At 68.1% G+C, this 13115-nt stretch carries 15 protein-coding genes and 3 pseudogenes; 7 read left to right on the top strand and 11 right to left on the bottom strand.

Translation table 11 applies throughout. The features are described from left to right. Window positions 1–5: 5 nt before the first annotated feature. Window positions 6–347, top strand: a pseudogene (locus tag G6N13_RS20565) (TauD/TfdA dioxygenase family protein); the annotation flags it as partial. Here G6N13_RS20565 and G6N13_RS20570 read toward each other — a convergent pair. From G6N13_RS20570 to G6N13_RS20595, 5 genes and pseudogenes are all read right to left on the bottom strand, one after another. Beyond that, entirely contained in the window at window positions 344–652 is a 309-nt protein-coding gene (locus tag G6N13_RS20570) for a hypothetical protein (RefSeq protein WP_163699933.1), read from the bottom strand. The pseudogene G6N13_RS20565 and the gene G6N13_RS20570 sit on opposite strands and share 4 nt — an antisense overlap. A 220-nt stretch (window positions 653–872) precedes the next feature. Next, window positions 873–1067 (bottom strand): annotated as a pseudogene (locus G6N13_RS20580) (AAA family ATPase); the annotation flags it as partial. Beyond that, window positions 1064–1334: pseudogene (locus G6N13_RS20585) on the bottom strand (hypothetical protein); the annotation flags it as partial. The pseudogenes G6N13_RS20585 and G6N13_RS20580, both read right to left, overlap by 4 nt. Then, entirely contained in the window at window positions 1294–1794 is a 501-nt protein-coding gene (locus G6N13_RS26250) for a DUF4129 domain-containing protein (RefSeq protein WP_407663945.1), read from the bottom strand. The pseudogene G6N13_RS20585 and the gene G6N13_RS26250, both read right to left, overlap by 41 nt. Window positions 1795–2074: 280 nt before the next feature. Next, window positions 2075–2245 (bottom strand): hypothetical protein, encoded by a 171-nt coding sequence (locus tag G6N13_RS20595; RefSeq protein WP_163699935.1) that lies wholly within the window; start codon window positions 2243–2245, stop codon window positions 2075–2077. A 73-nt stretch (window positions 2246–2318) separates the two neighbouring features. Between G6N13_RS20595 and cobG the strand changes: the two genes are divergently transcribed. The 4 genes from cobG to G6N13_RS20615 all read left to right on the top strand — a co-directional run bounded on the left by cobG (window position 2319) and on the right by G6N13_RS20615 (window position 6803). Then, a complete protein-coding gene (cobG, locus tag G6N13_RS20600; protein ID WP_179965027.1) occupies window positions 2319–3431 on the top strand; it encodes a precorrin-3B synthase in 1113 nt (370 codons plus the stop codon). A gap of 16 nt (window positions 3432–3447) precedes the next feature. Then, a complete protein-coding gene (locus G6N13_RS20605; protein WP_163699937.1) occupies window positions 3448–4074 on the top strand; it encodes a precorrin-8X methylmutase in 627 nt (208 codons plus the stop codon). Further along, a complete protein-coding gene (locus G6N13_RS20610; protein ID WP_163699939.1) occupies window positions 4071–5558 on the top strand; it encodes a precorrin-2 C(20)-methyltransferase in 1488 nt (495 codons plus the stop codon). Before G6N13_RS20605 ends, G6N13_RS20610 begins: the two co-directional genes overlap by 4 nt. Window positions 5559–5636: 78 nt before the next feature. After that, window positions 5637–6803, top strand: a complete 1167-nt coding sequence (locus tag G6N13_RS20615; protein ID WP_163699941.1) for an HNH endonuclease signature motif containing protein — start codon at window positions 5637–5639, stop codon at window positions 6801–6803. 16 nt (window positions 6804–6819) lie between these two features. Here the strand turns inward: G6N13_RS20615 and G6N13_RS20620 are convergent, their stop codons facing one another. The 4 genes from G6N13_RS20620 to G6N13_RS20635 are packed head-to-tail and all read right to left on the bottom strand — an operon-like array spanning window position 6820 to window position 10251. Next, on the bottom strand, window positions 6820–7548 hold the full coding sequence (locus G6N13_RS20620; protein WP_163699943.1) for a cobalt-precorrin-6A reductase: 729 nt from the start codon (window positions 7546–7548) through the stop codon (window positions 6820–6822). Continuing rightward, window positions 7548–8303 carry a precorrin-4 C(11)-methyltransferase gene (gene cobM, locus G6N13_RS20625; protein ID WP_163699945.1) on the bottom strand — a complete coding sequence of 252 codons (756 nt, stop codon included), beginning with the start codon at window positions 8301–8303 and terminating at the stop codon, window positions 7548–7550. Before cobM ends, G6N13_RS20620 begins: the two co-directional genes overlap by 1 nt. Next, on the bottom strand, window positions 8300–9505 hold the full coding sequence (gene cbiE, locus G6N13_RS20630; protein ID WP_163699947.1) for a precorrin-6y C5,15-methyltransferase (decarboxylating) subunit CbiE: 1206 nt from the start codon (window positions 9503–9505) through the stop codon (window positions 8300–8302). Before cbiE ends, cobM begins: the two co-directional genes overlap by 4 nt. Continuing rightward, a complete protein-coding gene (locus G6N13_RS20635) occupies window positions 9502–10251 on the bottom strand; it encodes a decaprenylphospho-beta-D-erythro-pentofuranosid-2-ulose 2-reductase (RefSeq protein WP_163699949.1) in 750 nt (249 codons plus the stop codon). The genes cbiE and G6N13_RS20635 overlap by 4 nt, the downstream gene beginning before the upstream one ends. 36 nt (window positions 10252–10287) lie before the next feature. On the opposite strand from G6N13_RS20635, the gene G6N13_RS20640 reads away from it, so the two are divergent. After that, window positions 10288–10701, top strand: coding sequence for a F420-dependent biliverdin reductase (locus tag G6N13_RS20640; protein WP_163699951.1), 414 nt, complete (start codon window positions 10288–10290; stop codon window positions 10699–10701). On the opposite strand, the gene G6N13_RS20645 is transcribed toward G6N13_RS20640, so the two are convergent. Both G6N13_RS20645 and G6N13_RS24390 read right to left on the bottom strand, forming a co-directional pair. Further along, window positions 10698–11822 (bottom strand): M24 family metallopeptidase, encoded by a 1125-nt coding sequence (locus G6N13_RS20645; RefSeq protein ID WP_163699954.1) that lies wholly within the window; start codon window positions 11820–11822, stop codon window positions 10698–10700. The two genes, G6N13_RS20640 and G6N13_RS20645, sit on opposite strands and share 4 nt — an antisense overlap. A gap of 121 nt (window positions 11823–11943) precedes the next feature. After that, on the bottom strand, window positions 11944–12129 hold the full coding sequence (locus G6N13_RS24390; RefSeq protein WP_179965028.1) for a VOC family protein: 186 nt from the start codon (window positions 12127–12129) through the stop codon (window positions 11944–11946). 29 nt (window positions 12130–12158) lie between these two features. On the opposite strand from G6N13_RS24390, the gene G6N13_RS20655 reads away from it, so the two are divergent. Next, window positions 12159–13115, top strand: a complete 957-nt coding sequence (locus G6N13_RS20655) for a 5'-3' exonuclease (protein WP_163699956.1) — start codon at window positions 12159–12161, stop codon at window positions 13113–13115.

Raw genomic sequence — 13115 nt, forward strand, 5'->3', positions numbered from 1 at the left:
ACGGCGCGCTGCTGGGGCACTTCGTCAAGCCGTTCGTCGGCCTGGGCAGCAGCGAGTCGGCCGACGTGTTCCGGGTGCTGCAGAACCGGATCACCCGGCTGGAGAACACCGTCCGGTGGAACTGGCAGCTCGGCGATATCGCGATCTGGGACAACCGCGCCACCCAGCACCACGGCGTGGCCGACTACGACGACCAGTTCCGCTTTCTGAGCCGGGTGACACTCGCCGGTGATGTGCCGCTCGACGTCCAGGGCCAGCCCAGCCGGGTCGTCACCGGCGATTCGTCACACTATTCCGATGTGGTGGCACCTGATGTTGTTGCCGTGCAGCCGGTTCCGGTCGGCTAGTCCTCGGCACGCAGAAACGGGCTCAACGCGACGCCGATACCGAGCACGACGGCCACCGGAGCCAGCAGCGGTAGCCACGACGATCCGGGCGGCAGCGTGGTGGCCAGCACCCCGACCACGGCGAAACCCGTGATCCCCACTGCCGTCGGTCGCGTCACGGTGGTGCGCGTGAGCACCAGGTACGCCGCGGCGCACACGCCCGATACCGCCGCCAGCGCCGGCTGGGGTGTGGTGAGCGCGATCGCGCAGATCACCGCGAGTACCGCCGCAGTGGCCGCCACCCGTAGAAAGAACCCGACCAGCACAACAACCGCCGCTGCGTCATGACGGGTGCCGGGCTCGGTCGGGCACCAGGCTCATCGCCTGATCGAGGGCGATATCCGCGGGCCAGGGCACCACGTCGACCCCGACTACCTTCATATCGCGGTACATCGCCGAGCGCTGCAGCGCCCACATGCGTTCGCGGAGTGGGTCGTCACGGTCGGCGAACGGCCAGCCCTCCAGGATGTCGACCGCCACGACCGAACCGGGTGGCACGGCCGCTCGCGGTGCCACCCAGGTCTTGCCCATCCCGGGCAGGTCCTCGATCAGCACATGCCCGCCAGCCAGCACCGTGGTCAGGACCAAGGTGAGGGCGGCGCGTTTTCCGACTACCGCGCGCTCGATCTCATCGAGCACCGCTTCACAGTGGGCCGTCATCGCCGGGGCCGGCATGCTCATATGTCTTCCATCCGCCGCAGGATTTCCTCGAGAGTTTTGTAGCCGGGGCCAGGTTCACGGCCACGGTCGCGCGCGACATTGTTGGGATCCACCCAGTCCCACAGGTTGTCACCGAACACAATGCGCCCGGTGGCCTGTAACGCCATCGGATCCCGCTGCCGGGTGGCGAGGACACTCGCGCGCCAGCCGGGGCCGCAAGTGCCGGTCCCAGTCGTCGCGGGTGGAATCAGCCCACTTGATTGTCGATTCGGTGCGAGACCACCACCGCCAGCCCTGCGATCGGCAGCACCCACTGTCCTTCAGCAACGACCAACGCCAGCACCTCCGCCCCCACGACCAGACACAGGCCGCGCAACCGGGCTTCGGCGAACAGGGTGACGAGTTCGGTGGCGCTGCCGGCATGGATCGCTTCGTGCTCGACGGCACGGGCCAGTACCTCCGAGGGAGTGTCGGAATCCTGCGTCGCCGCACCCGGAGCATTGGCCAGTGCGAGTTCCATCGCTACGTAACACGCGATGATCGCCTCGCGCGGTTCGCGGCAGAGGTCGCCGACCTCGGCCAAGCCTCGTTCAGCTGCCAGGGCAAGCGATCCCGGCACCGGCGGCTCCGGGTTCGGTTCAGGGTCATCGCTTCTGACCGGGGCCGGCATCGCGTCGCGGCGGCCGCGAACGCGGAGTGCGACCATGCCGATGACGACCACCACCAGCAGGACCCCCATCGCGAACATGAGATACCAGAACACCGGATCGGGGGTGTCCGGCTCCGGCGGAGGGGGGCGTGGTGGCTGGCGTTGACGGTGGGCGGCCTCGCAGCTGCGGCAGACGCAGCTGGGCGAGTAATGCGACCACCAGCAGCCAGGCCAGTAACGCGGCGAGGGTCACCAGCACGAAGCGCCAGCTCCGTCGCGCACCACCACCTCCCCCACCCGGAACCTCTTCGCGGGCAGCTTGTTTGGCGCGCTTGGGTCCACGCAGCGAGGCCACGATCGACACGATGATCACCAGGAGTCAGGCGATCACCAGGGCCAGCATCGCCAGTAGGCCCGCGGTGTGGTCTACGGGTCGTGCGCGGTTGGCTGGCTGGGCCCCGGGCAGCTGCCCACGCAGTGCCACGCCGAGCACCAGCACCAGAGCGACCAGCGCGGCCACCCGCACCTTCGCCGCCGTGGGTCCGCCCATTTAGGGGCTACGAACCTCGAAGTCGGTGGCAAGCCGTCGCCAGTGCCCGAACATACGCCCGTACGGTGGACGGGTGGAGCGAATGCGTGACGACGACGCGTGTCCCGGCGCCCTGCAGGTGCACCAGGCCGCCGACGGCGCGCTGGCTCGGTTACGGCTGCCGGGCGGAGTGATCACCGCCGCACAGCTGGAAGCGCTGGCGCACACCGCGACCGAGTTCGGCAACGGCACACTGGAACTGACGGTGCGCGGCAATCTCCAGCTGCGCGGCGTGCGGGACACGACGGCTGTCGCGGACGCGGCGGCCGCGGCCGGCCTGCTGCCGTCGACCACCCATGAGAGAGTGCGCAATATCCTCGCCTCGCCGCTGACCGGCCGGGTCGGCGGGCTGACCGATGTTCGGCCGTGGGTGAGCGCATTGGACATCGCCATTCAGGCCGACCCTGACCTGGCGCGATTGCCCGGACGGTTCCTGTTCGGCATCGATGACGGCCGTGGCGATATCTCCGGATTGGGCGCAGACCTCGGCGCACAGGTGCTGCCCGAGGGTGTGGCGCTACTGCTGGCCGGCCGCGACACGGGAATTCGGCTCCCGGTGGACGCGGTTGTCGCGGCACTGATCACGGCAGCCCGTAGATTCATCCACATCCGCGGAAAATCCTGGCGGATAGCAGAATTGGCCGACCCGTCGGCGTTGGTTTCGGATTTTGAGGTGAGCGCGCCGGCCGGGACGACATTCCCGCCGGTGCTGCGCCCGCCGGTCGGCTGGATCACGCAGGATGACGACAAGATCACGCTGGGCGCGGCCATCCCGTTGGGCGTGCTGACAGCACGGCAGGCCGAGTTCGTGGCCGCCATTGCCGCGCCGGTCGTCATCACACCGTGGCGCTCATTGCTGGTGTGCGATCTGTCTGAAGGCGTAGCGGATACGTCGCTGCGGGTGCTCGCGCCGATGGGTCTGGTGTTCGACGACACCTCGCCGTGGCTAGACATCAGTGCCTGTGTGGGCAGACCCGGTTGCGAGAAGTCGCAGGCCGACGTGCGCGCGGAGGCGACCCGGGTGGCGCTCGGGGAAGAGGTTGACGGGCACGTGCACTACGTGGGCTGCGAGCGGGCGTGCGGCAGCCCCCCGACCGGGCAGGTGTTCGTGGCGACCGCGGAGGGGTTCCGGCCAGCATCGCGCTAGGTCGTAGGGTGATCGCGTGCTCGACTACATCCGCGACGCCGCCGAGATCTATCGGCAGTCGTTCGCGACAATTCGTGCCGAAGCCGACCTGACGTCGTTTCCCGAGGATGTCGCGCGCGTGGTCGTCCGGCTGATCCACACCTGCGGGCAGGTCGACGTCGCCGAACACGTCGCGTTCACCCCGGGCGTGGTCGCGGCGACGCACGCCGCGCTGCTCGCCGGCGCGCCGATCCTGTGCGACTCGTCAATGGTCGCGGCGGGGATCACGGCCGCCCGCCTGCCCGCCGGCAATGAGGTGGTGTCTCTGGTGGCCGACCCGCGTGCGCCCGAACTCGCTGCGCGCAGCGGCAACACCCGCTCGGCGGCAGGTGTCGAGCTGTGGGCGGAGCGGCTGGCTGGTGCGGTCGTGGCGATCGGCAACGCGCCGACGGCGCTGTTCCGGCTGCTGGAACTGGTCGACGACGGGGTACCCGGACCGGTGTCGGTGTTGGGCGGACCGGTCGGGTTCGTCGGCTCCGCGCAGTCCAAGCAAGAGCTGATCGAGCGGCCGCGGGGAATGGAGTACCTGGTGGTGACGGGGCGTCGGGGCGGCAGTGCGATGGCGGCCGCAGCGGTGAACGCGATCGCGAGCGAACGGGAATGACCCACGGCACGTTGTATGGGGTCGGCCTCGGCCCGGGCGATCCGGAGCTGGTGACGGTCAAGGCCGCCCGGATCATCGGCGCGGCCGACGTGGTGGCCTATCACAGTGCCCGGCACGGCCGGAGCATCGCGCGGCGCATCGCCGAGCCATATCTGCGGGATGGCCAGGTCGAGGAACATCTGGTCTACCCGGTGACCGTCGAGACCACCGAGCACCCGGGCGGCTACGCCGGCGCGATGGAGGACTTCTACCGGGAGTCGGCCGAGCGCATCGCCGTCCATCTGGATGCCGGCCGCGACGTGGCATTGCTCGCCGAGGGTGATCCGCTGTTCTACAGCTCCTACATGCACATGCACACCCGGCTGACCGAGCGGTTCAGCGCGGTGATCATCCCGGGCGTGACGTCAGTGAGCGCTGCCTCGGCGGCGATCGCCACCCCTCTTGTGACCGGTGACGAGGTGCTCTCGGTGCTACCCGGCACCATGCCGGTGCGGGAGCTGGCCCGTCGTCTCGCCGACGCCGACGCCGCGGTGGTCCTCAAACTCGGCCGCTCGTATCCCCAAGTACGGGAAGCGCTTTCGATGGCCGGCCGGCTGGACGAGGCGTTCTACGTCGAACGTGCCAGCACCGACGCGCAACGCGTACTGCCAGCCGGCGATGTCGACGCCGACAGCGTGCCGTACTTCTCGCTGGCGATCCTGCCGGGCGGAGCCGGAGGGTCGGCGACATTGGACAGAAGTGGCCGCGTCAAGCCGGCCACCGGTGGCGTCGCAGTGGTGGGACTTGGCCCCGGTGACGTGGACTGGATGACGCCGCAGAGCCGCCGGGAGCTGGCCGCGGCCACCGACCTGATCGGCTACGGGCCGTACCTCGACCGGGTGCCTGCTCAGCCAGGGCACCGTCGTCACCCCAGTGACAACACCGACGAACCGGCCCGCGCCCGGCTGGCCTGCGAACTGGCCGAGCAAGGGCGTGCGGTCGCGGTGATCTCCTCGGGCGATCCCGGCGTGTTCGCGATGGCCACCGCGGTGCTCGAAGAGGCCAAACAGTGGCCGGACGTCACAGTGCGGGTGATCCCGGCGATGACGGCCGCGCAGGCGGTCGCCAGCCGGGTCGGCGCGCCACTGGGTCACGACTACGCGGTGATCTCGCTGTCTGACCGGCTCAAGCCCTGGGATGTCATATCCGGCCGGCTGTCGGCGGCGGCCCAGGCCGATCTGGTGCTGGCCATCTACAACCCAGCCTCGAAGAGCCGCACCTGGCAGGTCGGAGCCATGCGAGACCTGCTGCTGGAGCACCGGGAACCGGGCACCCCGGTGGTGATCGGCCGCGATATCGCCGGGCCGCGCGAGTCGGTGAAGATCGTCCGGTTGGGCGATCTGGATCCCGCCGACGTCGACATGCGGTGTCTGCTGATCGTCGGCTCGTCGCAGACCCAGTGGTACGGCGACACGGTGTTCACGCCACGGCGTTACCCCGCCTGAGAAATTTCTTTGGGCTCATCAGCCACAGCAGTCACAATCCGGCCGAATCCGTCAGGGCATCGAACTAATGTTCGAATCATGTTAAAGATGCTGGCCGCTGTGCTGACCGCCTGGGACCAGGTGGCGGCATATCCGGCGAATGCGGTGACTGCGCCCGAACTTCTGTCGGTGCTCGAACGCGTGGAGCGGCTGCGCCGGATGCTTCCCGCGGTCGAACACACCGTCCTGACGCAGCTGCAGTCGCACACCACACCCACCACCATGGGTGCCAAATCTTGGCGAGCCGTCCTCACCAACCGTCTCGCCATCAGCGGTGCCGACGCCACCCGGCGGATCAACCACGTGGCGGTGATCCGGTCTTTCATGGACCACCTGCCCGCCTCCGTCGATGCGGCGACCCGCGAGCATGCCGAAGCTCAATTGGGCCGGCTGGCGGGCGGGCTCAGCCCGGAAGGACTGCGCACACTCGCTCACCAGCTGATGGCCATGATCAACCAGGACGGCAGCCTCGACGACGAGCGCGACCAGGCCCGTGAACGCGGGATCGTCATCGGGCCGCAACAAGTCGACGGCATGTGCAACCCCCACGACGAGTCACCCTGCGTGGACGGGATCCCCACCCGCGAGCAGATCGAAAATGACTCGCGCACTCCGGTACAGCGCACCCACGATGCACTGAAGACCCTGTGTATGGCGATGTTGTCCTCAGGGCAGCTCGGTCAACACAACGGACTGCCAGTGACGATAGTCGTCACCACCACCCTCGAGCAGCTGACGTCCGCGGCCGGGCTTGCCCACACCGGCGGTGGCACATACCTGCCCATGCCGACCGTTATCCGGATGGCTTCGCACGCCAACCCCTACCTGACCGTGTTCGAATCACCTAGAGAAATCCGGCTTTACCACGGACGCACCCGCCGCACTGCGAGTCCTGGACAACGCCTCGCCCTCTACGCGATCGACAAAGGCTGCACCAAGCCCAATTGCACGACACCTGCCTACCAAACCCAAGTCCACCACGCCACCCGCGACTTCGCCCGCGGCGGCAACACTGATATCCACGACCTCACCTTGGCTTGCGGATGCGACAACCGCATGGTCAACGACGGTCTCAACGGCTGGAAAACCCGAAAACGCAGACGTGACAACAAGACCGAATGGATTCCGCCTCCGCACCTCGACCGCGGACAAATGCGGGTGAACTACCTCCATCACCCCGAGGAACTTCTCTGCTCCGACGAGTAATGGGGTAGACCGGTGGCTATCGCTCGAGACCCGCAACCCAAGCCGCGGCTTCGTCGACGGTGCCGACCGCGTCCACCCCGGCCGGCAGCGGCGGGCGGTCGATCATCACAATGGCAATCCCCAGATCGGCGGCAGCCTTGAGCTTGGCCTCCGTCAGTTCTCCCCCGCTATTCTTGGTCACCAACACGTCGATCCTGTTGTCCCGCAACAATGCACATTCGTCGGCATAATTGTAGGGTCCGCGTGACAGCAGCACCTCATGGTTACACGGCAGCAGGACGGCATCGGGCGGTGTCACCACCCGGATCAGGAACCAGGCGTGACTCGACGTGAACGGCGCAACCCCGGAGCGCCCAGTGGTGAGAAAAACCCGCGAATAGTGTTGGTCAGCAACGATGTGCCCCGCTTGGATATCGGAGCCCACCCGCATCGCGCCGGCGGTATCCCAGGCCGGGCGAGCCAGCACCAGATACGGCATTCCCAGTTCGGTGCACACCTGTGCGGCGTGCGCGGTCATGGTCGCCGCGAACGGATGGGTGGCATCGACGACGGCGCCGATCTCCTTATCGACCAGCCACTGTCGCAAACCGGCCACACCGCCGAAGCCACCGATGCGCACCGGCCCCGCCGGCAGCGCCGGGTCGGGCACGCGCCCGGCCAGTGAGCTGATGATGTCGTAATCCGGGTGCAGTCGAGCGGCCAGCGCCCGTGCCTCCCCGGTACCGCCCAGCAGCAGGATCCGCATCAGTGCTGGCTTCCCCGGGCGCGGCCCGAGGAATACAGATAGCTGTCGGTGAATCCCTCGGCGGCCAGCACATCGCCGACGACGATCACCGCGGTTTTGGTGATCTGCGCATCGTGCATCTTGGTGGCGATATCGGCCAGGGTGCCGCGCAGCACCACTTCCTGGGGCCAGCTCGCGAAGGCGACGACGGCGACCGGCGTGTCGGGCCGGTAGCCGCCCGCCAGCAGTTGCGGCACGATCGCGTCGATCCGGTGGGCGGCCAGATGCAGAACCAGCGTGGCGCCGGGCGCCGATAGCGTGATCAGATCCTCGCCGTCGGGCATGGCCGTCGACAGGGTGGACACCCGGCTCAACGTCACGGTCTGCGCCACGCCAGGAACCGTGAGCTCCCGCCCGAGCGCGGCGGCGGCAGCAGCGAATGCCGGCACACCGGGGACGATTTCGTAGGAAATCCCGAGCGCATCGAGCCGGCGGCACTGCTCGGCCAGCGCACTGTAGATCGAGGGATCCCCCGAATGCAGCCGGGCCACGTCGCGCCCGGCAGCGTCGGCTTCGGCCAGTTCGGCGGTGATCTGCTCGAGAGTCAGCGGACCGGTATCGACGATTTTGGCATCGGCGGGACACAGCGCCAGCAAGTCCTCGGGCATGATCGAGCCCGCGTACAGGCATACCGGGCAGCGTTGCAGTAGCCGCTGCCCGCGCACGGTGATCAGGTCGGCCGCCCCCGGCCCGGCCCCGATGAAGTAGATCGTCATGGTTTGCGTACCGCCCACTGCGTAACGGGCATCGCGGGCCGCCAGCCAGTAAAGCCGCCCACCGACTCGCCGCGATAGTGTTGGAAGCGTCGCAACTGGCCGCCGAGCTTCGAATAGTACTGCAGGATAACAGCTTCAGATTCCGCCGTGACCGTGTTGGCAACCAGCCTGCCGCCGCCGGGCAGCCGTTGCAGGCAGGCATCCAGTAACCCGGGCGTGGTGAGGCCGCCACCGATGAAGATCGCGGACGGCACCTGCACACCGGTGACGCCGCTTTCGGTCAGTTCGGCGTCGGCGAAAGCCTCCGGTGCCGCGCCGCGCACGTCGACGTTGGAGCCGAACCGCGCGGCATTTGCCGCGATCCGGCTACGTCGCTGCTCATCGCGTTCGAATGCTACTGCAGCGCAATTCAATCCGCTTCGGCACCACTCAATGGCGATACTTCCCGAACCGGCGCCGATATCCCAGAGCAGCTCGCCAGGACGGGGTGCCAATGCTGTCAATGTGACCGCGCGCATCGATTGTTTGGTGAGCTGCCCGTCGTGGGCGAACGCGTCGTCGGGCAGTATCGACAGCAGCCGCTCGTCGGGCAGATAGCGGACCGCGACCACGTTCAGGTCGTCGACTCCATCGGGCGGTGCGCTGGCCCAGCTCTGTGCGGTGCCGACCTGCCGGCGTTCAGCGGGGCCCCCGAGTTGTTCCAGTACCGCCATCTGCGAGTCGCCCAGGCCCGCATCGGCGAGCACGGCAGCGAGCTCAGCCGGTTCAGAACCGTTACGGCACAGCACGATCGCCTGCCCGCCACGACGTACCGCGGTGCGCGGACCCGCGGACATCAGGCTAATCACCTCGGTGTCCTGCACCGACCACCCCATCCGGGCGCAGGCCAGCGTCACGCTCGACACGTGGGGCAGCACCGTCACCCGATCGGCACCACACTCCCGGATCAGCGAGGCGCCGACCCCGTGCAGCATCGGATCCCCGCTGGCCACCACATGCACGTCCCCCTCGACGTCACGGATCGCATGCAGCCCGTCCAAAAAAGGCCTTCCCCATTCCCGACGTTGCGCGGTGACCGAATCGTCGAGCAGATCGAGTTGACGCCTCGCCCCGTAAATGACTGTGGCCCGGCGCAATTCGGCGCTGGACGCGGGCACCAGGCCAGCCATACCGTCAGCGCCGATGCCGACCACCGTGATCATCTCGGCATCCTTCGCCACACGAACTGCGGCAACATCCGAAACGCGAAAGCCAACACCGCGAGCGGCGCAGGCACCCAGACCGTGCGCCGGCCCTTGTGCAGTGCACGAACCGTCCCGTCGGCCACCTGGGCCGGCGTACTGGACAGCGGCGCGGGTTCCATGCCCTGCGTCATCCGCCCGATGACGAAGCCGGGCCGCACGATCAGCAGCCGCACCCCGCTGCCGTGCAGGGCATCCGCCAATCCGTTGGCGAACGCGTCGAGCCCGGCCTTGGCCGAGCCGTAGACGTAGTTGGCGCGCCGCCCGCGCACCCCGGCGATCGAGGAGAACACCACCAGCGCGCCCGAATCAGCCGCGCGCATCGCAGTCGCCAGGTGGGTCAGCAGGTTCACCTGCGCGACGTAGTCGGTCTGCACGACCGCGACGGCATGCTCGGCGTCGGCTTCGGCGCGGGCCTGATCGCCCAGGATCCCAAACGCCAGAACCGCGGTGCCGATCGGGCCGTGCTCGTTCGTCAGCCGCTGGATCAGCGGACCGTGCGAGGCCAGGTCGTCGGCGTCGAACTCGACGGTGCGCACCGCCGTCGCCCCGGCGGCGCGCACGGCGCTGACCTGCTCGTCGAGCTGATCGGCGCGCCGGGCGGCCAGCACGACAGTGGCGCCGACGGCCAGCCGCTTGGCGACTTCAACGCCGATCTCGCTACGGCCGCCGAAAATCACGACCGGACCGGCCCCCGTGTCATTCACACCTGGAGATTATTCACTGAGCTAGCGTGGACGCTGATGGGCAACTCAACCACCCGACTCACCAGCGACGCGCTGGCTTTCCTCATCGAACGCCACCTCGCGATGCTGACGACTCTGCGCTCGGACAATTCACCGCATGTGGTGGCTGTCGGTTTCACCTTCGATCCCAAGACGCACATCGCCCGCGTCATCACCAGCGATGGTTCGCAGAAGGCGATCAACGCCGAGCGATCCGGCGTCGGCGTGCTCTCCCAGGTCGACGGCGCCCGGTGGCTCTCGCTCGAGGGCGAAGCCAGCGTAAACCGGGATCCGGCGGCCGTGCGTGACGCTGAGCTGCGCTACGCCCAGCGCTACCGCACCCCGCGCGTCAATCCCAAGCGTGTCGTCATCGAGGTGCATGTCACCCGGGTGCTGGGCTCCTCGGGACTGCTGGATCACTCGAAGAGCTAGACCGGCACCACGGTCAGCTCGTGCGGTCCGGTGTTGACGGGCAACGCACCGTCGGCGGTGACGATCACGATGTCCTCGATGCGGGCGCCCCACTGGCCCGGGAAGTAGACGCCCGGCTCGACGGAGAACGCCATGCCCTCGGTCAGTGGCAGGTCGTTACCCGCCACGATGTAGGGCTCCTCGTGCACCGACAGCCCGATGCCGTGGCCGGTGCGGTGCACGAAGTATTCGGCCAGCCCGGCATCGGCCAGCACGCCGCGGGCCGCCGCATCCACCTGCTCGGCCGTCACACCCGGACGGACAGCCGCGACGGCGGCGGCCTGTGCGCGCTGCAACACCGCGTACTGTTCGGCGATTTCGGCGCTGGGCTCGCCGAGGCTGTAGGTACGAGTGCAGTCGGAGTTGTACCCGGGGGCGTACGGCCCGCCGATATCGACGACGACGATGTCACCGGCCTGCAGCACCCGATCCGAGCATTCGTGATGCGGGTCGGCGCCGTGCGGACCGGAGCCCACGATGATGAATGCCACCGATGAATGCCCCTCGACCACAATGGCTTTAGCAATATCGGCGGCGACGTCGGCTTCGGTGCGGCCAGGCACGAGAAATTCGGGCACGCGGGCGTGGACCCGGTCGATCGCGGCGCCGGCCTTGCGCAGCGCGTCGATCTCGGCGGGGTCCTTGACCATCCGCAACGAGCGCAACACATCGGTGGCCAACACCGGGGTTGAGCCGAATCGTTCGGCCAAGGGCAGCAGGTGCAGCGCAGGCATCGAGTCGGTCACCGCGACGCGGGCGTGCCCACCGAGAGCGACCGCGACGATGTCGTAGGGGTTTTCACCGTCCACCCAGTCCTGTACGAGCAAGCCGAGGTCGACGACGGCGGACTCCTTCAGCGAGGCCAGTTCCAGGCGCGGCACCACCATCACCGGTCGACCGGTGATCGGCACCACCAGTGCGGTCAGCCGTTCAAAGGTCTGGGCCGCCGAACCCACGAGGTAGCGCAAGTCGTAGCCGGGGGTGATGACCAGGCCGGCCAGCCCGGCATCGGCGGCCAAGGCGGCTGCGGCGGCCAGTCGGCGGGCATAGACATCGCTGCTGAAACGGTCGGCTGGACTCATGCCAGCCAGGCTATCTGCAGGCATACGATGACGCCGATGCTGCGCGACATCCGCGAGCTCACCGATGACGCCGCGGCCTACGCCGCCGAACTCAACCGCCGCCGGGGCAGGTGTTCGGGCGTCAGCTCGCACGTAGTGTTTTTGGCGCGTGGCAAGTTCGGCCCATTTCGCGTCGACGCCATGCCGCCCTGGCACCGGCGAACACCTCGCGGCGCATGCCGAGGACCCGGAGGCACCCATCGGCGACCAGGTCGACGTCACTGCAGTTGAGCACCACGTGGTCGATCCGCTCGATGGCGAACGACATAGGTCAACGCTACTGGCAGGATGGCTGACATGCCTGCACCGGTGTTGCTGCTCGACGGCGCCAGCATGTGGTTTCGTTCGTTCTTCGGCGTGCCTTCGTCGATCACCGCGCCGGACGGCAGGCCGGTCAACGCGCTACGTGGCTTCCTCGACAGTGTGGCGACGCTGGTGACCCGCGAACGCCCAGGCCGGCTGGTGGTGTGCCTAGATCTGGACTGGCGCCCGCAGTTCCGAGTCGACGCGATCCCGTCGTACAAGGCACACCGCGTCGTTGAAGAAAGGCCAAGCGGGGAAACGGATGTGGAGGAAGTACCCGACGAGCTGAGCCCACAGGTCGACATGATCATGGAACTGCTCGACGCGTTCGGCATCGCAACCGCGGGTGCCGAAGGTTTCGAGGCCGACGATGTGCTGGGCACGCTCGCGACCGCCGAAAGGCGCGATCCCGTCGTGGTCGTCAGCGGTGACCGCGATCTATTACAGCTGGTCGGCGATGACCCGGTGGCGGTGCGGGTGCTGTACCTGGGCCGGGGATTGTCGAACGCGACGACGTTCGGGCCGACCGAGGTCGCCGAACGCTACGGGGTGCCGGTGCATCGGGCAGGGCCCGCCTACGCCGAGCTGGCGCTGCTGCGCGGTGATCCGTCCGACGGGCTGCCCGGGGTGCCCGGGATCGGGGAGAAAACCGCGGCCGGACTGCTCGCCCAGTACGGCTCGCTGGCTAACATCCTGGCCGCCGCACACGACCCGAAGTCCAAGTTGTCCAAGGCTTCTCGCACGAAGTTGCTGGCTGCCACCGACTACATCGCAGCGGCCGGACCGGTGGTGGCGGTGGCCAAAGATGCACCAGTGGCGTTCTCGACCGCCGACGACCGGCTGCCGCTTGCGGCGACCGACCCGGCCCGCGTCGCCGAACTGGCCCATGCGTACGGCGTTAGTTCATCGATCGGACGCCTGCAGAAAGCTTTGGACGCGCTGCCCGACTGA

It is taken from the genome of Mycolicibacterium sarraceniae (genome assembly GCF_010731875.1).
In the GTDB taxonomy this organism is placed as follows: Bacteria; Actinomycetota; Actinomycetes; order Mycobacteriales; family Mycobacteriaceae; genus Mycobacterium; species Mycobacterium sarraceniae.